General features: G+C 46.9%; 20 protein-coding genes. 9 read left to right on the top strand and 11 right to left on the bottom strand.

All coding sequences use genetic code 11. The features are described 5' to 3' along the window. Positions 1-16: 16 nt before the first annotated feature. The 3 genes from QUB13_RS13350 to QUB13_RS13340 all read right to left on the bottom strand — a co-directional run bounded on the left by QUB13_RS13350 (position 17) and on the right by QUB13_RS13340 (position 4,529). Positions 17-1,909, bottom strand: a complete 1,893-nt coding sequence (locus tag QUB13_RS13350; RefSeq protein ID WP_333381413.1) for a ribonuclease J — start codon at positions 1,907-1,909, stop codon at positions 17-19. A 351-nt stretch (positions 1,910-2,260) separates the two neighbouring features. Continuing rightward, entirely contained in the window at positions 2,261-3,154 is an 894-nt protein-coding gene (gene dapA, locus QUB13_RS13345) for a 4-hydroxy-tetrahydrodipicolinate synthase (RefSeq protein WP_333381411.1), read from the bottom strand. A 331-nt stretch (positions 3,155-3,485) separates the two neighbouring features. Next, positions 3,486-4,529 carry an aspartate-semialdehyde dehydrogenase gene (locus QUB13_RS13340; protein WP_194065680.1) on the bottom strand — a complete coding sequence of 348 codons (1,044 nt, stop codon included), beginning with the start codon at positions 4,527-4,529 and terminating at the stop codon, positions 3,486-3,488. A gap of 1,302 nt (positions 4,530-5,831) precedes the next feature. Between QUB13_RS13340 and tig the strand changes: the two genes are divergently transcribed. From tig to QUB13_RS13320, 4 genes are all read left to right on the top strand, one after another. Beyond that, positions 5,832-7,256, top strand: a complete 1,425-nt coding sequence (gene tig / locus QUB13_RS13335; protein WP_333381408.1) for a trigger factor — start codon at positions 5,832-5,834, stop codon at positions 7,254-7,256. Between the two features lie 520 nt (positions 7,257-7,776). Beyond that, on the top strand, positions 7,777-8,466 hold the full coding sequence (gene clpP, locus QUB13_RS13330; RefSeq protein ID WP_194010717.1) for an ATP-dependent Clp endopeptidase proteolytic subunit ClpP: 690 nt from the start codon (positions 7,777-7,779) through the stop codon (positions 8,464-8,466). A gap of 9 nt (positions 8,467-8,475) precedes the next feature. After that, positions 8,476-9,816, top strand: a complete 1,341-nt coding sequence (gene clpX / locus QUB13_RS13325) for an ATP-dependent protease ATP-binding subunit ClpX (RefSeq protein WP_333091101.1) — start codon at positions 8,476-8,478, stop codon at positions 9,814-9,816. Between the two features lie 26 nt (positions 9,817-9,842). Continuing rightward, a complete protein-coding gene (locus tag QUB13_RS13320) occupies positions 9,843-10,616 on the top strand; it encodes a GNAT family N-acetyltransferase (RefSeq protein WP_333381404.1) in 774 nt (257 codons plus the stop codon). On the opposite strand, the gene QUB13_RS13315 is transcribed toward QUB13_RS13320, so the two are convergent. Then, positions 10,603-12,636 carry a DNA polymerase III subunit gamma/tau gene (locus tag QUB13_RS13315; protein ID WP_333381402.1) on the bottom strand — a complete coding sequence of 678 codons (2,034 nt, stop codon included), beginning with the start codon at positions 12,634-12,636 and terminating at the stop codon, positions 10,603-10,605. The two genes, QUB13_RS13320 and QUB13_RS13315, sit on opposite strands and share 14 nt — an antisense overlap. Between QUB13_RS13315 and QUB13_RS13310 the strand changes: the two genes are divergently transcribed. After that, positions 12,616-13,014, top strand: coding sequence for a hypothetical protein (locus QUB13_RS13310; protein ID WP_333381399.1), 399 nt, complete (start codon positions 12,616-12,618; stop codon positions 13,012-13,014). The genes QUB13_RS13315 and QUB13_RS13310 overlap by 21 nt on opposite strands. Positions 13,015-13,175: 161 nt before the next feature. Further along, the gene (locus QUB13_RS13305; protein ID WP_333381396.1) at positions 13,176-14,087 is read left to right on the top strand and encodes a hypothetical protein; all 912 of its coding nucleotides are present in this window, start codon (positions 13,176-13,178) and stop codon (positions 14,085-14,087) included. A 16-nt stretch (positions 14,088-14,103) separates the two neighbouring features. Here the strand turns inward: QUB13_RS13305 and QUB13_RS13300 are convergent, their stop codons facing one another. The 3 genes from QUB13_RS13300 to devC form a co-directional block, all read right to left on the bottom strand. Beyond that, the gene (locus QUB13_RS13300; protein WP_333381393.1) at positions 14,104-14,826 is read right to left on the bottom strand and encodes a DevA family ABC transporter ATP-binding protein; all 723 of its coding nucleotides are present in this window, start codon (positions 14,824-14,826) and stop codon (positions 14,104-14,106) included. 191 nt (positions 14,827-15,017) lie between these two features. Continuing rightward, a complete protein-coding gene (locus tag QUB13_RS13295; RefSeq protein WP_333381390.1) occupies positions 15,018-15,293 on the bottom strand; it encodes a hypothetical protein in 276 nt (91 codons plus the stop codon). A gap of 36 nt (positions 15,294-15,329) precedes the next feature. Beyond that, the gene (gene devC / locus QUB13_RS13290; protein WP_333381387.1) at positions 15,330-16,490 is read right to left on the bottom strand and encodes an ABC transporter permease DevC; all 1,161 of its coding nucleotides are present in this window, start codon (positions 16,488-16,490) and stop codon (positions 15,330-15,332) included. Here devC and QUB13_RS13285 point away from each other — a divergent pair. Beyond that, positions 16,432-16,608, top strand: coding sequence for a hypothetical protein (locus QUB13_RS13285; protein WP_333381599.1), 177 nt, complete (start codon positions 16,432-16,434; stop codon positions 16,606-16,608). The two genes, devC and QUB13_RS13285, sit on opposite strands and share 59 nt — an antisense overlap. A gap of 86 nt (positions 16,609-16,694) precedes the next feature. On the opposite strand, the gene QUB13_RS13280 is transcribed toward QUB13_RS13285, so the two are convergent. Together QUB13_RS13280 and QUB13_RS13275 are read right to left on the bottom strand one after the other, a co-directional pair. After that, positions 16,695-18,335: an HlyD family efflux transporter periplasmic adaptor subunit gene (locus tag QUB13_RS13280; protein ID WP_333381384.1), complete on the bottom strand. Its 1,641-nt coding sequence runs from the start codon at positions 18,333-18,335 to the stop codon at positions 16,695-16,697. A gap of 72 nt (positions 18,336-18,407) precedes the next feature. Continuing rightward, positions 18,408-19,145, bottom strand: coding sequence for a phycocyanobilin:ferredoxin oxidoreductase (locus QUB13_RS13275; protein WP_333381381.1), 738 nt, complete (start codon positions 19,143-19,145; stop codon positions 18,408-18,410). Positions 19,146-19,189: 44 nt separating this feature from the next. On the opposite strand from QUB13_RS13275, the gene tatA reads away from it, so the two are divergent. Further along, positions 19,190-19,486 carry a twin-arginine translocase TatA/TatE family subunit gene (gene tatA, locus QUB13_RS13270; RefSeq protein ID WP_333381379.1) on the top strand — a complete coding sequence of 99 codons (297 nt, stop codon included), beginning with the start codon at positions 19,190-19,192 and terminating at the stop codon, positions 19,484-19,486. A 116-nt stretch (positions 19,487-19,602) separates the two neighbouring features. Here tatA and panB read toward each other — a convergent pair whose 3' ends face one another. Together panB and QUB13_RS13260 are read right to left on the bottom strand one after the other, a co-directional pair. Continuing rightward, entirely contained in the window at positions 19,603-20,379 is a 777-nt protein-coding gene (gene panB / locus QUB13_RS13265; protein ID WP_333381376.1) for a 3-methyl-2-oxobutanoate hydroxymethyltransferase, read from the bottom strand. Positions 20,380-20,519: 140 nt separating this feature from the next. Next, complete coding sequence (locus tag QUB13_RS13260; protein ID WP_333381373.1) at positions 20,520-20,936, bottom strand: aspartyl protease family protein; 417 nt, start codon at positions 20,934-20,936, stop codon at positions 20,520-20,522. Between the two features lie 392 nt (positions 20,937-21,328). Between QUB13_RS13260 and QUB13_RS13255 the strand changes: the two genes are divergently transcribed. Then, complete coding sequence (locus tag QUB13_RS13255) at positions 21,329-22,483, top strand: FIST signal transduction protein (RefSeq protein ID WP_333381371.1); 1,155 nt, start codon at positions 21,329-21,331, stop codon at positions 22,481-22,483. Position 22,484 lies beyond the last annotated feature (1 nt).

The raw sequence follows: 22,484 nt of genomic DNA, 5'->3' as shown, positions 1-22,484 counted from the left end.
CCAGGGATTGTTAATTCTAGGAGACGGTGGAAGCGACCTTGGCTGCAGTCCGGGGGCGACGACGACCTGTTACTTTATTCACAGGAACTGGCGCTGGCGGCGGCGTTGGTGCTGATGTCGGTGATGAACCTAATAGTTTGGGTGCTTCTAGAGAACCTGGTGTTACTTCTGCTGGTTCCCGTCGCACAAATGATGCTCCTTCGGGAATTTGCATCAGGAATACTAGCATGGGATTGCTTTGAAGTTCCCGGCGCAGCACTCGTGCAATTGCTCGTTCTATTTGCGTTTGCACTCCTGCCCAGTCTACGTCAACTCCTGATTCGGTAGTTGCAGAAGGCGTGACGAATTCTGACCAGCGATCGCTCAAAACTGTGTCTATCGTTTGAGCGATCGACTGTTGTAATAGTGCGCGATCGGCTGATGTGACTACACCTTTCAAGTGTATTTCTGGCTTAGCAACTAATTTGCCTTCTGCATTCAACGCCGCAGCTACTGTTACCGCGCCATCTCCGGCTAACTGCTGACGTTCTTTGAGGACGTTTGCTTTGACAACGCCCGATCGAGAAGAGTCTACTAATTCAATTCCTGAAGGTACTGTACCAGCAACTCGGATCGAATTTTCTGTTAGTTCTACGACATCGCCGTTGTCAATAATCACCATATTGCTCGCGGGAATGCCCATGCTTTGAGCTGTCTTGGAGTGCTGAATCAGCATCCGGTGTTCTCCGTGTACCGGCAAGAAGAACTTGGGACGGGTCATGTTGATCATTAACTTTTGATCTTCCTGACACCCGTGCCCGGAAACGTGAATGCCTTTGTCGCGCCCGTAAACTACGTTTGCTCCCAGCATCATCAGTTTGTCGATCGTGTTTACCACTGCGATCGTATTTCCCGGAATCGGATTAGCTGAGAAAATCACTGTATCGCCTTTTCTGATTTTCAGTTCGTGATGTTCGCCGTTAGCAATCCGAGTCATCGCCGCCATCGGTTCGCCTTGGGAACCTGTAGTCAAAATCAAAACCTTGTCATCTGGCAAATTGCGGATTTCTCTGAGCGGTTTGAACAGGCTGTCTTCGCATTTGATGTAGCCGAGATTGCGGCAGTGAGCGATGACGTTCAACATCGATCGACCTACCACTCCCACAAACCGATTGTTTTTCTTAGCCAATTCTAAAACAATTTGCAATCGGTGTACCGATGAAGCAAAAGTCGTCAGCAGTACCCGTCCCGTTGCTTGAGCGATAATTCTATCTAAATTCGGAGCGACAGAACGTTCTGAAGCGGTAAAACCGGGAACTTCCGAGTTAGTAGAATCGCTGATCAAGCACAGAACGCCTCTCTCGCCGTATTCCGCCAGCTTTTGCAAGTCGAAATGTTCGCCGTCTACAGGAGTGTGGTCAATTTTAAAGTCTCCGGTGTGGATGATAATTCCGACTGGAGTGTGAATCGCCACCGTAAAGCTGTCGGCCATTGAGTGAGTGTTGCGGATGTATTCGACTAAGAAATTCTTGCCAATTCTCACCGTATCCCGCGGTCTCACTGTCCTTAATTCTGTGCGGTGAGATACTCCGGCTTCTTCCAATTTTCCGGCTAGCAAAGCCATCGCCAAACGCGGGCCGTAAATGACGGGAATTTCAAATTCTTTGAGGTGATAAGGGATGCCGCCGATGTGGTCTTCGTGACCGTGAGTCACGATCATACCTTTAATTTTGTGGCTGTTTTCCCGCAGGTAAGTCATGTCTGGGAGGACAATATTTACACCGTGCATTCCATCTGTCGGGAATGCTAAACCTGCATCTAAAAGAATTATTTCGTCACCGTACTCGAACACGCAAGTGTTTTTTCCAATTTCGTGCAGCCCGCCGAGGGGAATCACTTTTAGAGCCGATGCAGTTGTATTTTTGATCATGCGTATCCTTTGTTAGTTATTTTTGAGTGTTAACTGTTAACTGTTGACTGTTGACTGTTGACTGGTGTCTGTTGTCTACTGTCTTTTGTCTTTTGTCTGTTTTCTACTGTCTTTTGTCGTCTGCTGTTCGTTAGATGGGGGCGATTTTTTCCAAGATATTTGTGAAAAACTCCCCTACGGGTTTTACTCTCCCGTACAGTCAGTTGTCTTCCGCCTTCAATCTTTAATTCTCAGTATTTAATCCTTTACTATTAGCTACTTACTAACAGTTAATGACTGATGACTGAGGACTAATGACTAATGACTCATTACAACTAATATTCAGTTGTCTGAAAACTCGTTCTCGCCTATCTAGCTAGTAGATACTGCTGCTAGCTTATCCAGTACGTCCTTTAACTTTTGAGTTACCTCAACGGGCGGATCGCACAGGGGCGGACGGGTGGAACCTACATCCCAGCCTTGAAGTTTGAGAGCTGCTTTGACGGGAATGGGATTTGTGGTGAGAAAGAGAGCTTTAAACAAGTCAAAAAGTTGCAAGTGAATCTGGGTAGCGACTTGAACTTGACCGGTCTCAAAAGCTTCGATCATCTGTTGCAGTTGCTCTCCTACCAGATGGCTGGCTACGCTAACTACACCAGATCCTCCTACAGCCAACATCGGCAAGGTTAGGGAATCATCTCCAGCATAGATGGCAAATTCAGGTGGTGTCAAGCGTCGAATTTGGCTGGCTTGATCCAAGTTGCCACTTGCTTCTTTTACGGCCACAATGTTGGGGATTTGGGCCAGTCGAGCTACTGTTTCCGGCAACATATTTTGGCCTGTGCGACCGGGGATGTTATATAACATTATAGGCAATTCTGGAGCAGATTGCGCGATCGTCCGAAAATGATTGTACAAACCTTCTTGCGGCGGCTTGTTGTAATAAGGAACCACCTGCAAGCACCCGTCCAATCCGAGTTTAGCTGCTTTTTTCGTAGCTGCGACTGCTTCGGAAGTAGAATTCGATCCGGCTCCTGCTATTACCAAAGCTTTACCGGAGACTGCCTTTTGCACCACCTGAAATAATTCGTACTCTTCATCCCAGCTCATAGTGGGAGACTCGCCTGTAGTTCCGCACACTACCAAGCTGTCCGTACCGCGATCGGCTAAATGAACTGCCAACCGTTCTGCTACTGCATAGTTAACGCTGCCGTCTTCCTTAAACGGCGTAATCATTGCAGTCAGAACCCGTCCAAACTTTACCACACTTTCTCCGATTTTAGACTGTTGATTGTTGATTTTAACTTTTTGATTTTAGATCGAAGGTTTATCTAAAATCGCCATTTCTCTTGCCAAATTGCCAGCTTCAGTCGATTTTAGATACTTCGGCTTCGCGAGCGTACAAGTTTGAAATTTTTCGACTTGCTTCGGCTACGCCAGCGGACAAGTCGCGAGCGAACAAGTTTTTGATTTTAGATTTACTTGCTGCAGCAGATTTATCTGGGAGCTTAACTCGATCCTAAAATTTTGGTTTTTTTACGACACTACTTAAACTTGAGTAGGAGGCTTCTATCCGTTTTTTGGGGTCGAGTCCACCTTAATTATAAGCAGCCGCTGCTTTGATTCGCAACAAATCTTTTTCTGCTAGCAACTCAGCTATCTGCACCGCATTTAAAGCCGCCCCTTTGCGAATTTGATCGCCGCTCAGCCACATCTCCAACCCGCAGGGGTGAGAAATATCTTGGCGAATCCTGCCGACTAACACCTCATCCTTACCGCTGGCTTCTACAGGCATCGGGAAATAATTAGCTTGCCAGTCTTCTACCAGCTTAACCCCGATCGCCCCCTTTAAGATTTCCCTGGCCTCGATCGGACTAAAAGGCTCGGCAAACTCTAGATTAATCGCTTCGGAATGGGCGCGGAGTACGGGAACCCGCACGCAAGTTGCAGTAATTTTAATTTCGTCCGTACCGAATATCTTCCGAGTTTCGTTTAGCATTTTCATCTCTTCCTCACAATACCCCAAATCGTTAATCGGCGTATTGTGCGGAAACAAATTAAAAGCTAACGGGTAAGGAAATATCTCAGTTTTGGGAGTTTCCCCAGCCAAAATTGCTCTGGCTTGAGCTTTCGTTTCCTCCATTGCTCTGGCTCCCGCGCCGCTAGCAGACTGGTAAGTCGCTACAACTATGCGCTTCACAGGCCTAACTTTGTGAAGTGGCCAAACGGCAACTGCCATCAAAATCGTCGTGCAGTTGGGATTAGCAATTATACCTCGGTGAGCTGCCACCGCTTGGGGATTGACCTCGGGAACCACTAGCGGTACCGTCGCATCCATGCGGAAAGCGCTGGAATTGTCGATGACCACTGCCCCAGCGGCCACGGCTTTCGGAGCCCATAGTTTAGAAGTAGAACCGCCTGCGGAGGCGAGCACTAGATCCACATTATCGAACGATCGCTCCGAAACTGCTTCGACCGTCAGCATCTCGCCGCCAAAGGGCACTTTTGTGCCGGCGGAACGCTCCGAAGCTAACAGCTTCAATTCAGAAATCGGAAATTTCCTGCTGTACAGGAGTTCTAGCAACTCGGCACCGACTGCGCCGGTGGCTCCTAATATGGCAACTCGGTAGGATTGAGACAAATTAGTTTCCTCCACAAATTATAGTTTCTACGATCGAAATCAAAAATTTAAATAACGGCATCACAAGCTGTTGCGCCTGAGAGATTGTGTATGGCGAATCAGGGGGAGAGAGTCCGAGAGTCCCAGAGTCCGAGGGGGAGAAGATTTTTAAGCTGTTCTGGAAATATACAATTTAAATTTACAATAGCTTATCAAAATTAATTTATTTTATTTATGCGATATCAGGGCGCGAGCCGGTGGTAGAGGTGCAGTTAACCGCAGCCGTCGATCGCACTCAATCCCAGTTTAGCATCTTTCGCCTCGCGATCACGTCCAATTCGCATCCGCTTAGCTTTTGGGAGCTACCTGCATTTTAGCAAGCGCATCCTTTGATGGCAGCGCCGCTCGTCCCGGCCACATTGACATCAGAGGGCGATTTGTGCTATTGTGCATCGGCGATTGGTGGATTTGACCTCCACATTTCTAGCAGCAAAAGCTAGTATCCTCAAACTAAAACTATTTTATCAGGAAATTGGGTTTAAAACCCCGTCCTTCTAGGGCGGCTTTAATTTCTTAAATCCATTCCTAAAAATCAGGAATTGCTGGTATTGGTAGTATACTAAAATCGTCAAGGTTAAACTCCTTTACCATCGTGAAACAGTTAAGACACACTTTTAGGTATAAACCGGGGGACGCAGAGTGGCGAAAACTCGCTATACAGCTAAAGGATCAACGCATCCTTAAACCAGTAAAAACAAACAATTTCTTGATTTGTTAAGTAGGGTAGGGCATACCCAAACTCTAGGCTTGTATCCTAGTACGCTTTTGGAGATAGACCCTCTGGGGTTACTGTGAATTAGACTCGTCAATTTGTACTATTGTACGGTTGAAAGGTTTAAGGACTGCCGCAAGGACATGGTGCTTAAAGGTCAGTCGATGAATTAAGAATCCCCACGCCTGATAGCTGGGGAGTGTCAATTGGCAAGATCCAAAAAAGTAGCCGGAAACGACTTACAGTCTCATCCGGTAGAGGTGTTTGTAGCTGTACAGCTACAATTGAAAGCGTAGAAACTTAAAATACAGGCAAAGTCAGATTTGTATGTATTTTTTGAAGGAGGCAGGAGGCAGAAGGCAGAAGGCAGAAAATCTTATTCAGCACGGGTATCAATCCCCTTTTGAATAAAAGCCACCAAATTTTAATTTGGTGGGTCTTAAAACCGAACTGCTGTCACAGGCAGAGGGTAGAAATCAGTATTCCTCCTGCCTCCTGCCTCCTGCCCTCTGCATTTCTCGATAACTATTGTTTAATATCAAAAAAAGCCGATGAAAGTAACCCAGGAAAAACTTCCAGCCAGCCAAATTGGTCTGGAAATCGAAATTCCATCAGAAAAATCCAAACAAGCTTACGAGCAGGTAATTAAACAATTCGCTCGCGAAGTGAATATTCCTGGGTTCCGCAAAGGCAAAGTTCCCCGCAACATTTTGCTGCAGCGCCTGGGCCAGACTCGTTTGAAGGCGACGGCTTTGGAAAATTTGATTAACGACTCGCTACAAAAAGCCCTCGAACAAGAAAAAATTCAGGCGATTGGCAGTTTTGAACTGCGTACCGAGTTTGAAGAATTGCTAGAAAAGTTCGATCCAGAACAGCCTCTGACTTTTTCGGCTAAGGTTGACGTACAACCAGAAGTGAAAATGAATCAGTACAGTGGCTTGCAGCTTCAAGCAGAAGAAGTTAAGTATGATGAAGCTCAGGTGGATGAGGTACTGGCCAAATATCGATCGGACAAAGCAACTTTAATCCCCGTAGAAGGCCGGCCCGCTCAGTTGGGAGACGTGGCTTTGGTTGACTTCGCCGGTAGATTTGCCGAAGCACCAGAAGGCGAAACACCCGCAGAAATTCCCGGTGGCGGTGCAGAAGACTTTCAAGTAGAACTGTCGGAAGATCAGTTTGTACCTGGTTTTATCCAAGGCATGATCGGGATGAATCCCGGAGAAACAAGAGAAGTTTCCGTGCAGTTTCCAGACGAGTACAGCAGTGAAGAATTAGCCGGAAAACCAGCAGTTTTTACGATTACTCTGAAAGAACTTAAGGAAAAAGAATTGCCGGAGTTGGACGACGACTTCGCTCAAGAAGTTAGCGAGTTTGAAACTTTAGCCGAACTGCGCGCATCCCTAGAAACTCGGTTTAAAGCAGACCAAGAAAACAAGTTATCAGCTAATAAGGAAAAAGCCATATCAGCAGCACTTGTGCAGCTAATTGAAGTGGAAATTCCCGAAACAATGGTCGATCGCGAAATCGATTATTTGCTGAACCAACAAGCGCTGCAATTGAAAAATTACGGCATAGATATCAACCAACTGTTTACCCAAGAAAATATGGGGCCGATGCGGGAACGCTCGCGCCCGGAAGCAATAGAAAAGCTGAAGCAGTCTCTAGCTCTGGCAGAAGTGGCCAAGCTCGAATCCTTGTCTGTGGAAGACTCGGAAGTAGCAGCAGAAGTCGCAAAAGTCAGAAAGCAGTTTCCTAAAGGAAATTTTGACCCTGAAAAGTTGCGGGAATTTGTAGGAGAAGACTTGCTCAAACAAAAAACTCTGAAATGGTTGGAGGAAAAAGGTACGATCGAACTCGTACCTGAAGGCTCTCTCAATCCTGCTCTAGACGAAGAATCAGAAGCAGAAGACGCTGAAGTTTCTGGAGAAGAAGCAGCCACTAGCGTTGTTGATGTGGAAGTCGTAGGCCAAGAGTAAAACCTTCTACTTTTTGGCAATGCCAAAAACTACCAGCCTAGGGTGCAGCGAACTTACCCGCAGGGGGCTAGAAACCCTGTTTCTATGTAGGTAATTGACGCATTCGATAGCCAAAAAACCGGGTTTTTACCGAATCTGCCGCCTGCAACGAAAGCTGTTGGTAAAAAAAACCCGGTTTCTGAACGCTCGCGCCTCCTGCAGTGTAGATGCCTCATGGCCCAAGGCTGATGTTTCTTTGAAACCGGGTTTCTGTTGCTAAGTTATATACTAACTAGGGGCGCGCACTAAAAACGAGAAACTAGAAACAGCGACGATCGATCGGTAAGTATTTCAACTCATTCACCCCCCAGTCGCGGGAAGTCGCCTCAGCTTTGCGCTTCGCTGCGGAAAGCAATTTGCCAACTCAAAACTCCCGATTCCCCCCATGTCGGTTCAGAAAAGGCATAATAGTTAAAAGCTGACGGCTTAATTTCAAGCTTTCATCAGCAGCAAATTGTCTAGTATCCTTGACTGGTGTCTTATGGTTGTATCTCAATCTTCCAATTACCTAATTACAAGCTATAACGATTTTGATGTCAGCTCTAGTCCCAGCAATGTAGTGCCGATGGTACTAGAACAGTCGGGGATGGGCGAGCGGGCATTTGACATTTACTCGCGCTTGCTGCGGGAGCGAATCGTGTTTTTAGGAACTCCCGTAACCGATGAAGTGGCTGACTCGATCGTAGCTCAGCTATTGTATCTAGATGCCGAAGATCCAGAAAAAGATGTCCAAATGTACATAAATTCCCCCGGTGGCTCGGTGACGGCGGGTATGGCAATTTATGACACAATGCAGCAAATCCGCCCGGATGTGGTGACGATTTGTTACGGCTTGGCCGCGAGTATGGGCGCATTTCTGCTGACAGCAGGAGCCCACGGGAAGCGGATGTCTCTTCCGAGCTCCCGGATTATGATTCACCAACCGCTTGGAGGCGCTCAAGGTCAGGCAGTTGATATTGAGATTCAAGCTAAAGAAATCCTTTATCATAAGCGTAAGCTGAATCAACTTTTAGCGCACCACACGGGTCAATCCCTCGAAAAGTTGGAGGCTGATACTGAGCGCGACTTTTTTATGTCGGCCGAGGAAGCTAAAGATTACGGATTGGTCGATCGAGTTATCGAAAAGGAAAATCTTCCGACGGCGGGAGAAAATGTCACTGCACTGAAATAAGAGGCTGTTATGTCTAAGTACGACTCCCATCTAAAATGTTCGTTTTGTGGCAAGTCTCAAGAGCAGGTACGCAAGTTGATCGCAGGCCCTGGGGTGTATATCTGTGACGAATGCGTTGACTTGTGCAATGAAATTTTAGATGAGGAGTTGTTTGATTCGAGTGCAGTGCCGGCGGCGGCGGTTCCGAAGCAGGAAACAACCCAAAAACGCCGCGCTACCTCGGGCAAAAGTATGTCGATGAGCCAAATTCCCAAGCCGAGGGAAATTAAAAATTATCTCGACGAAAATGCGATCGGTCAAGAAGAGGCGAAAAAGGTGCTCTCCGTGGCGGTTTACAACCACTACAAGCGACTGAGTTTTATCCATGCCAAAAATAGCGGCAAGCACCCGCCGGAAGAAGTAGAACTGCAAAAATCAAATATTTTGTTAATCGGGCCGACGGGCTGCGGCAAAACTCTCCTCGCTCAGACTTTGGCGGATATGCTGGACGTGCCGTTTGCGGTGGCTGACGCGACGACTCTGACGGAAGCCGGTTATGTCGGGGAAGATGTGGAAAATATTTTGCTGCGGCTGCTGCAGGTGGCAGATATGGATGTGGAAGAGGCGCAGCGCGGAATTATTTATATTGATGAAATTGACAAAATTGCCCGGAAGAGCGAAAATCCTTCGATTACGCGGGATGTCTCTGGAGAAGGGGTGCAGCAGGCGCTACTGAAAATGCTTGAGGGGACGATCGCCAATGTACCTCCCCAAGGCGGCCGCAAGCATCCCTACCAAGACTGCATCCAAATTGATACCAGCAATATCATGTTTATTTGCGGCGGCGCTTTTGTCGGTCTCGACAAGGTGATCGAGCAGAGAACGGGTAAAAAGTCAATGGGTTTTATTCAGCCTGGAGAAGCTGTGCCGAAGGAAAAACGGGCCGCTGATGTGCTCAGGCAACTGGAACCAGACGATTTGGTCAAATTTGGGATGATTCCTGAGTTTATCGGGCGGGTGCCTGTGGCGGCGGTGTTAGATCCGCTGGATGAGGAAACGCTGATGGCGATTTTGACTGAGCCTCGCAATGCTTTGGTTAAGCAGTATCAAAAGCTGCTAAAAATGGATAATGTGCAGTTGGACTTTAAGCCGGATGCGATTCGGGCGATCGCCCAGGAAGCCTACCGCCGCAAAACTGGAGCGCGGGCGCTCAGGGGAATTGTCGAAGAATTGATGTTGGATGTGATGTACGAGCTGCCGTCGCGCAAGGATGTGACGCGGTGTACGATTACTAAGGAAATGGTCGAGAAGCGATCGACCGCCGAGCTCTTGGTACTTCCGTCTTCGCTACCAAAACCGGAGTCAGCTTAAAGGCAAGGTTTTCAGCACAGCAGCTTATGGAATCTCGCATTCAACTATACCTGCGCTTTGCCGCCAGCCAGCAGCGCGACACCGAGCGGATCGGGCCCTTTCTCGCTACCTTCAGCCGCCACAGCGCTAACCCTTATCTCAACTATGCCATTCCCGACGACGGCGCAGCACCTTCCCTCGCCGATGTCAACGCCCTAATCGCTGCGTACTCTTGGCGCGGGCGAAAGCCGCGTTTGGAGTATGTCTCGAAACTAGCGCCTGCTGTCGAAGAAGCCCTGATCTCGGCTGGTTTCACTGTTGAGGGACGCTTGCCGCTGATGATTTGTACTCCGGGCTCGGAGAAATTGCTTCCCATCCCCCCAGAAATTGAGCTAATTTTGCCAGTTTCCGACGCTGAGCTCTTCGGTACTGTGGCGGCGCAACACGAGGCTTTCGGCGAAGTTGCACCAAGCCCTGAAGACGTTGACAGTCTTCGCAAAAGTATCGCGGCGGGCAGCATTGCGGTACTCGCCCGCGTAGCAGCAACGGGCGAACCTGCGGGGGCTGGAATCTGTACTGTGCCGGAAAATCAGACGACAGAAATCGCAGGTATCGGTGTCCGCCCTTCTTTTCGGCGGCGGGGCATCGCAGGGGCTTTGACGGCCCGGCTGCTGCGAGAAGCTTTCGACGCGGGTGTTGCGGTGGCGTTTCTGATGCCAGGACACGAGGAGGAATTTCGAGTTTACACCCGCGCGGGATTTTGTGCGATCGGCGAAATCTTGCACATTTCCCTCCCGCCCAATTTGATTACCAACCCATAAAATCATCCCCATCAACCTCAGCAGATAACTCAGGAAAATCCGGTTCAGATTCCAATCTAAAAGTTTCCGACTCCCAAATCTCTAAATCATCCGACAAATCGACTACTTCCCCCTCAAATATATGAGCCAACTCCCTAGCTAAATTTGCCACATCTCGCGCGTCATCTCGCACCGCTACAGCCTGAGCTTTAGAGTCATTCTGAGAGTCTGTAATGTGGTTTTTATCCCGCAGAGGTTCAGAAATATTTGGCAGTTTTGCGGCGGTATTTTCAGCCTCCAAAGAGCGTTTTTGCTCTTCTCCTTCATCCCTATTAAAATTATCTGGAATTTCAGAACCCGCCGAATTCTGTATCTGTTGCTTCCCATCGCCCGCCGGATGAGAATTCCTCAAATTTTCGGCAACCAGTCCGTTAGAAGCTGGCAAATCCTTGATGCTGGAACTATTAGTTTCAGCGGGATTGGAAACTCCCACTTTTACTGTTACTTGACGGTTAAAAACTTGCACAAAAGCTTCTTCAAGATTAGCTACTTTGTCTTTAACCATCTTGAGTAACGGCTGGGAACTAATCTTAACATAAGCACTATCATTGCTAAAAATTACTAGCTGTCCGTGTTGGCGGAGTAGCGATTGAGTCCCGTTGGGTCGCACGCGATCGAGTACCTGTTCCCACACTCTATCTAAATCAATTTCATCGGCTGAATTAGTCGGTGCATAATTTGTTTGATTCGTTTCAGCAGTTGGTATAGGTGCGGAAATCGGTGCGGTGGGTTCGCTTTCTGGCCGATTAGCAATAGGTGGCGGCTGCGGTGGGAGATTTTGAGGTTTGGCAGCGGGAGGCTGTTCAATCTGGGGTATTTGACTGCCCAGATTTTGGGAAGATTGAGCAATATTTCTACCTGGTTCTGCTGTTGGTTGCTGCTGAGTTCTAATTGCTGAGGGCAATAATCCCAAGAGGGTTACTTCCAGCCACAATCGCGGCTGAGTGCTGTTTTTAATTTGCACTTCCTGGGTTTGCAATTGTTTCTGACTTGCTAAAATTAACTCGGTATCCCAGGTGCGAGCAACATCGCAAAGTTTTTCCCAAGTGGCGGCTGTTAAAGCGACTAAATCTGAGCGTTTGGGTGCTGTTTTGGCTATTAGCAAATCTCGGTAAAAGCTGGCGAGACTTTGCAGCACTATTAGCGGTTCCCGACCGCGATCCATGAGGTGGCGGGTCATGTCTATTAATGCTGTAGGGTTATCTTTTTCAATTGCTTGCAGCAGTTCCATTAAGTCGTTTTCGGGGACTGCGCCGACTAAATCCCAAACTTTTTCGATTGTTATTTGGTCGGGAAATAAGCTGAGTTGGTCGAGCAAACTTTCGGCATCTCGCAGTCCTCCTTGGGCGATTTGAGCAACCATTTGTACTGCTTCGCTGGCAATGTTGATGTTTTCTAATTGGGCGATTTTGTGCAGGTGGGCGGTCATTGAGTCGAGGGGAATCCGGCGGAAGTCGAATTTTTGGCAGCGTGAGATGATGGTGGGCAGGACTCTTTGGGGGTCGGTTGTGGCGAGGACGAATACGACGCGATCGGGTGGTTCTTCTAAGGTTTTTAATAAGGCATTAAATGCCTGGGTACTCAGCATATGAACTTCGTCGATTACATATACTTTATAGCGGCACTGGACGGGGGAAAATTGGGCTCGTTCGATCAAGTCTCGGATGTTATCTACTCCGGTGTTGCTGGCGGCGTCGATTTCGATGACATCTAGTGTGGAACCTCTGGCAATTTCTTGGCAAACGTTGCATTTGCCGCAGGGAGTTGGGGTGGGCGCGCCGGTAGAAATACAGTTGAGGGATTTGGCGAAAATTCTGGCGCTGGAGGTTTTGCCGGTGCCTCTGGGGCCTGTGAATAGATATGCTGGTGCTATGCGCTGTTGTAGGATGGCGCTGGTTAGGGTTTGGGCGATCGCCTCTTGGCCGACTAATTCGGCAAATGTCTGAGGGCGATATTTGTGATGGAGGGGTTCGTAGGTCACGATCGAATATTGGTGGTATTAGCTGTAATCTTAGCTAAGGACACGTTGTTCGATCGCACCGCTAGCGATCGTCTCCAACCAAATCACTCGCTATACCGGGCGACGGGAGCGAGGGAGCGTGTAGCAATTAGCACCTTCCTGGCCTGTACCCGGACGATCTCCGGGCGATCGGTTGTTCGGCAGAATTGTTTTGGGCAATCGCTCTCAGAGTTACTATTAATTTATGTGTGTTTACTGTTCTTTTCTGAGAAGCAGAGCCCGCCGAACCTACTTGTTTTTGAACTGTACTGGTATAATATAACACAGAGAATCCGCCATTTCTTTTTCCCCTTGGCCGATCGCGATTTTGCGATATTTCGGGAACCAGCTTGCAGTTAAAGATAGAGTATTAATTAGAGGGTGCCTGTTCGAGTTGTAGAAATCCGGTTGTAGACAGATAGTGATAGAAAGAGATCGATGTTAGTCGATCGAGTTGCACTGCCAGCTCTACTCTGGAGTCCTGTAGAAATATAGTGCCAAATTTTACCCTTTAAAAGCCCATGTCAACCAAAATAATCCTTGTAGAATCAAGGTTGGCAGTAGCCTCTCCCAAGCCCAAACAGGCTAAACCAGCAGGTTTAGCCTCCGATCAACTCTTGATGGGAGCATCCGGGGCACTGTTGTTATTGCTTATCGGTTTAGCGGTGTTTACCAAGCTAAAACTCAAAGATTTGAGCAAGAAGCTCAAATTTGAAGAGTTTAGAAATCGAGAACTCCAGAAAAAATACAAAATGGCTCTGGAAACCTTGACAAAGATGGAAAAAAATCCCGACCTCATCCACTCGAGAGACTTTAATTTAGACTACCTGAGAATGCGGATGGCGGAAGAGGTTTTTCACTTTGCCATTGTGAACAAAATTAAGGTAAAAGTCAAAGACAAAATTAGTATTGCCCTGCGTCCGACTCAGGGTGCTGTCGGAGAGAAAAACGGAAGTGCAGGCAGCGGCAGACAAGTGGATTCGATGTTTGATATCGAATACGAAACTGGCGATCCGGCAGTAAAAATAGAAAAGCGAGTGCTGTTTCGGATTCAAATTAAGCTGATGAAACTGCCGACTCAGGCAACATCGGCGACAATTAATCAAATTATTGATTGTTTGGAAACTTACCTGAGTCCTTCCGACGATCACGACAGTTGGCAGCCAACAATTCAAGGTCGCATTGTTCACATTGAGTGGGATCAAAAAGCCAAGCCAACGCCGATGTTGGTGCTGGAACAGTCAAACGAAGGGGTGAATGTTAGCTTTAGGACTACGAGAGCTGCTGCGGGCAGACTTGCGAACGATCTTCCAAGTCAAGTTGCCTCTGTTAAAAGTTCAAAAGGAACAAAAGGTGTTACTAAGATTCCAAGTAAAACTGCATCTAAAAGTTCTAGTAAAACTGGGGCGAAGCGCCCTACTTCCCGCAAATAAGCGGATTTAATTAAGTTTATTTGCTGGCAATAGCAGCGGTGGCGGTGTTGGTGGCGGTGTCTTGTGCGAGGTAGCCGTCTTCCATGTGAATAATGCGATCGGCTATGTCTAAAATCCGGTTGTCGTGGGTGACGAGCAATATTGTACTGTGCTGTTCTTTGGCTAAACTTCGCATGATTTCTACCACATCTCTACCAGATTTGCTGTCTAGGGCTGCGGTAGGTTCGTCGGCTAATATTAATTTTGGTTGACTGACTAATGCGCGGGCGATCGCAACTCTTTGTTTTTGTCCGCCAGAAAGACTGTCCGGGTAATATTCTATTCTTTCTCCCAACCCTACAGCTTCCAGCATTCGCTCTATTTTATCGTTAGTTTCTTGGCTAGAAAGATGGCTGTGCAGTTCCAGAGACATTTGCACGTTTTGCCTTGCTGTCAAGCATTTGAGCAAATTGTGAGCTTGGAAAATATAACCGATGTCGCGGCGGAGTTGAACTAATTTATTTTTCTTGGTTCCCCGCAATTCTTGGTCAAGAATTTTGAGACTGCCTTCTTGGATCGATCGCAAAGCTCCAATCAAGGTTAACAACGTTGTTTTGCCCGACCCGGAAGGCCCGGTCATCAGCACGATTTCGCCCGGATAAATTTCGAGGTTGATGTCAAATAATGTCTGTTTGCGAAGTTGTCCTTCGCCGAAGGAATGATTGAGATTTTTAATGGAAACAACTGGTGTAGCATTCATAATTAATTGGCATTATTTAATGAAATCAACCCATAAGGTTCAAAATAATCAGACAAGGCTTAATTGAGATCGGGATCGACTCCCTGCGATCGCAAATAAGCAGCCAATCGCTCTTTTTGTTCTCGTTAAGCATCGGCGCGTTGGCTTTCAACATCGGCGTCGAGGTAACGCTGTGGGGTTGAAGCTTTGGGTCATAGCGCAGAACCGAGGAAGAGTGCGATCGAGATGGATGCTCTCTTACAGCATAGCGTTCGATCGGCAAAGCTATCAATTCCCAATTCCCAATTCCCAATTCCCAATTCCCAATTCCCAATTACCAATTCCCAATTCCCAATTCCCAATTCCCAATTCCCAATTCCCAATTCCCAATAACCAATTCCCAATTCCCAATTCCCAATTCCCAATTCCCAATAACCAATTCCCAATTCCCAATTCCCAATTCCCAATAACAAATAACCAATAACCAATAACCAATAACCAATAACCAATAACCAATAACCAATTTAAAAAATATCCGCCGGGTCTGCAGCCTGCAACTTCCGAACTGCGATAGCCCCCGATAGACAACACATCACAACTGTCATTACAAACACAGTTACAGCCTTCCCCACCGTCATGTACATCGGTAAACTCGTAGCACTTCTCCCTAAATTGTACAGCACCACAGAAACCCCAAACCCAGGCAAATAGCCAAGAATTGCTAATATTAAAGCCTCTTGAAAAACCACCCCCAAAAAGTAAAAATCCTTATATCCCATCGCCTTTAGCGTAGCGTATTCCGGCAAGTGATCGTTAACATCAGTATAAAGAATTTGGTAAACAATCACTATCCCGACGATAAATCCCATTGCCGCGCCGAGAGTGAAAATAAATCCGATCGCGGTGCCTTCTTCCCAATACTTTTTCTCAAAAGCCACAAACTCTTCCTTAGAATCAATTCGCACATCTGACGGCAAAGTTGCCCTCATTTTTTCCACAACAGCCTTAACATCCGTTCCGGGTTGCAAGTAAACAATACCAATATCAATTAAACCTTTTGTTCTCCGCGTCGCAAAAATTCGCAGAAAGTTCAAATCGCTAGTAACAATATTTCCATCTGCACCGAAAGATGCCCCTAAAGTAAATAAACCTTCTACCTTAACGCGGCGGTTGTCAACTTCAGTTTCAACAGTTTTTCCCCCATCGAAATATTCAGCTACTGGCCCGAATTCCGGGCGGGAAGCTCGGTCAAATAAGACCACATCCGACATCTTAATTTTGTCCAAATTATTTGTGATTTCTGGCATATCAAAAATCGGATGAGCGGGGTCAAAACCGATGACCATCAATTGGCGGGTATTGCTCTGGTTGGGAGCGGGATTTTTCCACAAGCCAAAGCCTAGATATACCGGGCTGATTGCTGTAACGCTGTTAAAACTCAAAGCTTGATACAAGCGCCGCTGGGGGAAGCTTTTCATGGCTATTAAAGCCGTAGATTGGCTGCTGGTGATGAAAATATCTCCTTGTAACTGTGAATGGAAGCTGACGGAACTTTCAAACAGCGCGTCTCTAAATCCGAACTGCATAAACATCAGCAAGTCGGCAAATCCAATGCCTGCTAGCGCGATGACTAAGCGCATTTTTTCGCGGGTTAACTGTGCCCAAGCTAAGGGTATTTTTGCCATAATGAAGGAAGGGGGAAGAGGGAATTGGGAATTGGGAATTGGCAGTTGGCAGTTGGCAGTTGGCAGTTGGCAGTTGGCAGTTGGTAGTTGGCAGTTTGCTGTTGGTGGTTGGCAGTAGTTAACGGTTAACGGTTAACAGTTAACAGTCAACAGTCAACAGTTAACAGTTAACAGTTAACAGTTAACAGTCAACAATTCCGAATCTTAGATGTCTATTTTGACTTGAACTTGCAAGTTTGTGAGCGATGCAACTTTCTTGCTCGATTCGGGGTCTAGGCGAATTCTGACTTCGATAACTCTCGCGTCGGTGTCGGCGGCGGGGTCAGTATTGAGGACATCTTTTTTGCCGATTTGTTTGCCGATTCGAGTGACTGTTCCTTCTAAATTTCCTGCAAATACGGGGCTGCTGATGGTAGCGCGCTGGCCGTTTAGGACTTTGGCGATGTCGGTTTCATAAACTTCGGCTATGGCGTACATTTGATCGGTACGGCCTAGTTCTACGATGCCGTCTTGGGTGTTGATGCGTTCTCCTTGTCTGGTGTTAACTTTGAGGATGGAACCGGATACGGGTGCTTTGACGTAGCTTAAGTTTAAGTCTACTTGGGCTTTTTGTTTGGTGGCGATCGCACTTTCGACTGCGGCTTGGGCGGCTTGTACGTCTTCGGAACGGACTTCGGATATTTGGTCGAGATTTGCTCTGGCTTGATTGATTTGTGCTTCGCCGGTTTCTGCTTTTTGTTTCAGCATTGCTTCGGCTTGATTGATTTGTTCTCGGCCTGTTTCTATCTTTTGATTTAAAGTAGCGCGGGCTTGGTTAATTTCCTGCCGCCCTGTTTCTAATTTGCGTTTAAGATTGGCGCGGGATTGGTTGATTTCTTGTTGGCCTGTTTCTAATGTTTGTTTGAGGGTAGCTTGAGTTTCAATTATTTCCTGTTGCACAGTTGCGACGGTTTTTTCTAATATCGCTTGTGCTTCTCTAACTTTTTGTTTGGCTGTAGCTACTGTTAAGCGTTTGGTGTCGTAGGTGGAAGCGGAAATTGCGCCTGTTTCGGAGAGTTCTTTGTTGCGTTGTTCCTCGGCTTCGGCGTTGGCTAATTCGGCTTTTAGTCGATCGACTGTAGCGTTTTGAGAGGCAATTTCGCCGCGCAATTGAGCTTCCAGCCTCGCGAGTTTGGCTTGCTGCGCTTGAGTTTCTCTTTGCAGTTGCGCTTCAAACTTGGCAAGATTGGCTTGTTCGGCTTCGGTTTCTCTTTGCAGTTGAGCTTCAAATTTGGCTACGTTTGCTTGTTCGGCTTCGGTTTCTCTTTGCAGTTGAGCTTCTAGGCGGGCGACATTGGCTGCTTCGCCTTCAGTTTCTCTTTGACGTTGAACTTCTGACTTGGAAACTTCGGCTTTTTGGGCGACGATTTCCCCGGTTTTTGCGCCTGCTTGAATTTTGGCTAATTCTGCTTGTTTGACTTGAACTTCTTTGTCGGCTTGTTGGAGGATGGCTTGGAGCCGATCGCGCGTATCGAGAACTGCTATTATTTGTCCTTGACTGACGCGATCGCCCTCTTCCACCCGCAACTCTTCAATTCTCGCTCCCTCCGACGCTGAAGGGGCGGACAATTTGATCACTTCCCCCTGGGGAGTCAACCTACCCAAAGCTGTGACGCTGTTGCGAGTGGAGGCTGGAGTTGCAGCCGCCGTTGCAGCCGCCTTTAACTCTTCGGCTTTTTTAATTTGAGATACTTGCCAAAAACCTACTCCTGTGATAAGGACAGTAGCGGCGATCGCTAAACCAATGACTCCTCGCCCTGGAGGTTTTAAAAATGACTTATCCTTGACCCGCGATTCCTTTCCCATGACTTATCACATAGGTGATTTCTTGATTAAGTTTTTTCACACCTATTGTTAAGTAGTGTAAACTGATTTCAGCTATTTAGGGAAATCAAAAAGCACCTGAGTCATGTAATTTTCTGCCCAATCTTGACCGAAAGCTTTTTCGAGGACGCGGCGGGTTTTGTCGTTTTGCTGCTGCTGGGTGCAGTAGTAAATTTGAGCGTCGAGAATTTTTGATGCTTCGGCCGCAGAGACTGGTTCTGCTGCGACTGCGAGTTGGCAGTGAATTTCAACGTAGGATTCAACTATGTCAAGAAATCTGGCTTCTTCTTCCGGTGAATCGGGCCGGACAAACAGGCAAAATTCTGAGAAAATATCTCCCCAGTCAGGAATTTGGCGGGGACAGGAAAATTGGTTGACCGGCAAATTTTGCAGTTGGGTTCGGTAATTTTCCGACAAAGTGCGGCTCTGATTGAGGGGAGAAAGGTCTGCGATCGCGGCGCTAATTTTGCCTTTGCCTGCTACGATATCGGTGCCGAACATTGGCAAAGCGTAATTCGGTCTGGGAAACATCACGCAGTGCAGAATATCCAGCATCGGCCCGACTTTAGCGAGTTCGAGGTGTATTTTGCGGAACTGCGGCGTTTGATAGCAGCGGTTCTCCACGATCAATTTTTCTCCCTCCAAGCGCCCTTCTATATATCCCAACTCAGCGGGGAGGTGGTAGGGTTCGAGGTCGAGATAGCGGTGCCATACTGCTTCCATCCGTTGTGCTAGTTCGCGGATGAGGTAGTGCTGTTGCTCGCGCAGGGAAGGCTGGGATATTTCTAACATTCCTAATTTATCGGGCGATCGCTTAATGAAACTTGATTCTACGGTTGCAGGATGCAGGAAAAAAGGTAGATACTTTTAAGGATACCAGCAGATTGACTTGCGATCGAGCAAGTTTTAGAGGAGATGACTGTATGTTTGGTCTGGGATTGCCCGAAATGGGCATTATTGCGGTAGTCGCTATTCTAATTTTTGGCCCTAAAAAAATTCCTGAGTTGGGAAATGCTTTGGGTAAAACGCTGCGGAGTTTTAAGGAAGGGGTCGGTCTAGGCGATGATGAATCGGCTCTAGACGAGAAGGAGAAGGAGAAGAAGAAAGAGGAAGAGGCTGGGCCGAAGGTGTAAATTAGGGGAGCATCTGGGGCGTTCCAAGAAAAAATGCCCCAGATGCTGTTTAAATTAGGTTGGTTGATTGGGACTGAAATCGTCATTTTTAATGACTTGCATTCCTGACGGCGAATCTATTCGGGAAATTTTCGTTCTCTAACTTCTAGGGAATAATCTTTCACAGCTTGAGTAATTGTTTCTCGCAAATTGACATAAGCTTTGGCAAAAGGCGGTTGTTTTTCCGAAAGTCCCAACAAATCGGAAGTAACTAAAACTTGTCCGTCGCAGTGCGGGCCGGCCCCGATACCAATGGTGGGAACGGTTAATTTTTGAGTAATTTGAGCAGCTAAGTCTGGGGGAATGTGTTCGAGGACGATCGCAAAAACCCCGGCTTCTTCCAGTGCGATCGATTCTGCTATGATGCGATCGGCAGATTCCGCTGTTTTGCCTTGTTTTTTGTAGCCTAATTGGTGTACCGACTGCGGAGTTAAACCGACGTGTCCCATCACCGGAATTCCGGCGGATGTTAGCTGCGAAACTGTAGCAGCCATTGCTGGATATCCACCCTCCAATTTGACAGCTTGAGCGCCAGTTTCTTTCAAAACTCTCCCCGCCGAGTGCATCGCTTGCTGCGGACTTTCCTGGTAAGTCAAAAACGGCAAATCCACCACAATTAATGCTTGTTTGACTCCGCGACGCACTGCTTTAGCGTGGTGCAGCATTTCATCGAGAGTTAGGGGCAGTGTTGTTTCGTAGCCCAATACTGTCATTGCTAGGGAATCGCCGACTAAGATGATGTCTGCGCCGGCTTGGTCGAGTAGTTGGGCGATCGCACAATCATAACCTGTCAGCGCGACAATTGCACGCCCTTGCTGTTTCCACTGAATAAGTTGGTGTGTAGTTACTACCATTTATTGCAAATATATATTGACTTTTTGGGTTAACAGTTTTGAACCCACGCATTCTATTGTAGGGTGCGCGGCGGTACATCTTAGCGCTATGATTAGCGCGTAAACTCAATCATTTTTAGCCTTAGTCCTGACTGTTAAAACTACACCCGAATATAGCTTTGATTGCCTTCATTTGGTAAAACAATCAACCGTTGATTTTTCAAATCAGGTTCTAAGCCTAAATCTTCCAAAGGAATTAAGCCTATTAAAGGTTCTTGTCCTGCGGGTAGTTCCACGCAATCATACCTTCCTTCTCTTCCCGCTAAGGCAAGACTGACATTTTTAAAGAGGCGAAATTTTCTAGATCCGATTACAGTATGTCCGTCAATTTCTCCAACTAGGGTTAAACCTAGCTGAGCGATAATTTCTTCTGGCAAACAGAGTCTAGTTGCCCCTGTATCAACCAATACGTTATCGAGAGTGATTGAACGTACTTGGTCTGTTGCTATAAACCCTCTCTCTGCCAGCATCTTGTCTACTTCGTTGGTGACGGCGATTGTTGCAGTAACTCTGCCCATGTTTTTATCCTTCTGTTATGCTAGATAGTGCGATCGCGCATTTCTAAATAATCTTTTTGCGATCCTGCTGGACTGCCATCTTACATTTTAGCAAAATATGTAGCTAAAAGGGCGATCGCCAAAGCTAAATATCGCTCTTACTTATGCATCAACCAGGTAATTTTGTCATGATTCGCTGCCGTTGACAATCTCCAATCATTAGTCGATGGTTAAGCTGTCCTGCATTTAAATTGCCTGTCAAAAACCAATCAAACCATGAGTGTGTTTTACAGTCTTAGCCCGACCCGAATATCCCAATTAAATCCACAACAGCTTAACAGTTTGCCAATCGGAATAAATGCGTCTAATTTACGCATTCATCTATTATCCCAACTACTTGATAAAGCAGATTTATGTTAAAAGTTGTCGTAGGTCATAGCAACGATCCTGACTCTCTAGAAGCAATAACAGAAGTCCTAGAACAATGCCATCAATCCCTATCAGGTGACATTCCTCAAGCAGGCATCTTGTTTGCGGCCATTGATTTCGACCATCTCCTAATTTTGCAGCAAATCAATCAGACATATCCCGAAATTCAACTGATTGGCGGCACAACGGATGGAGAAATGTCTTCTGTTTTAGGATTTGAACAAGATTCAGTTAGCCTGATGCTATTTTGTTCCGATCGAATTACTATCCGTGCCGGCCTTGGACGAGGGATTTCTCAGGACTTGGAGGCGGCGGTTGAAACTGCTATTGTTCAAGCAAAAACCGGCCATCAAGAACCGATTAAACTTTGTATTACCTTCCCAGAAAGTCTCACCGCCAGCGCTGCTTTGATGTTAGATAGCTTGAATCAAGCTTTAGAAAAAAAAGTCCCGATTTTTGGCGGACTCGCGGCGGATCAGTGGCGGTTTCAGCAAACCTATCAATTCTTCGGTACAGAGGTTTTTAGTGATGCGATTCCCATTCTCTTAATTTCTGGAGATATTTTATTTTCTCATGGTGTGGCTAGTGGCTGGAAACCAGTAGGGAAAAAGGGCACAGTCACCAAAGCCTCTCAAAATATCCTGTACGAAATCGATCGCCAACCCGCTCTAGAATTTTATCATCACTATTTGGGGAAATTGCCGCCTTCCTCAGAATATCCCCTGGCCGTGTTTGATGTAGATGAAAGTCATTACTATATGCGAGCACCCAGTGGAGTTTGCGATCGGGTACTCGGAAGCGTAACCTTTTTTGGGGACATTCCCGAAGGGGCGATCGTTCAAATTACCGAAACTACGCACGATCGTATTCTGACTGCATCTCAAATATCTATGATGCAAGCCTTAGAAAATTATCCGGGTAAAGTACCTGCTGCTGCTCTCTATTTTTCCTGTTCGAGTCGGCGACAAATTTTAGGTAGTCGGACTAAAGAAGAATATGCGCTAACTCAAACTGGCTTAACCCAGGAATTGCCGAGTAGTGGGTTTTACACCTATGGCGAAATTTCTCCTTTCAAGCATCAAAAAATCTCCTGCTTTCATAATGAGACATTTATTACTTTGCTACTTGGAGGAGCATAGG

Source organism: Microcoleus sp. B4-D4, assembly GCF_036705185.1.
Classification (GTDB): Bacteria; Cyanobacteriota; Cyanobacteriia; order Cyanobacteriales; family Microcoleaceae; genus Microcoleus.
Note: the sequence above shows the minus strand (reverse complement) of the source record. Positions and strands in the feature narration are given on the sequence as shown.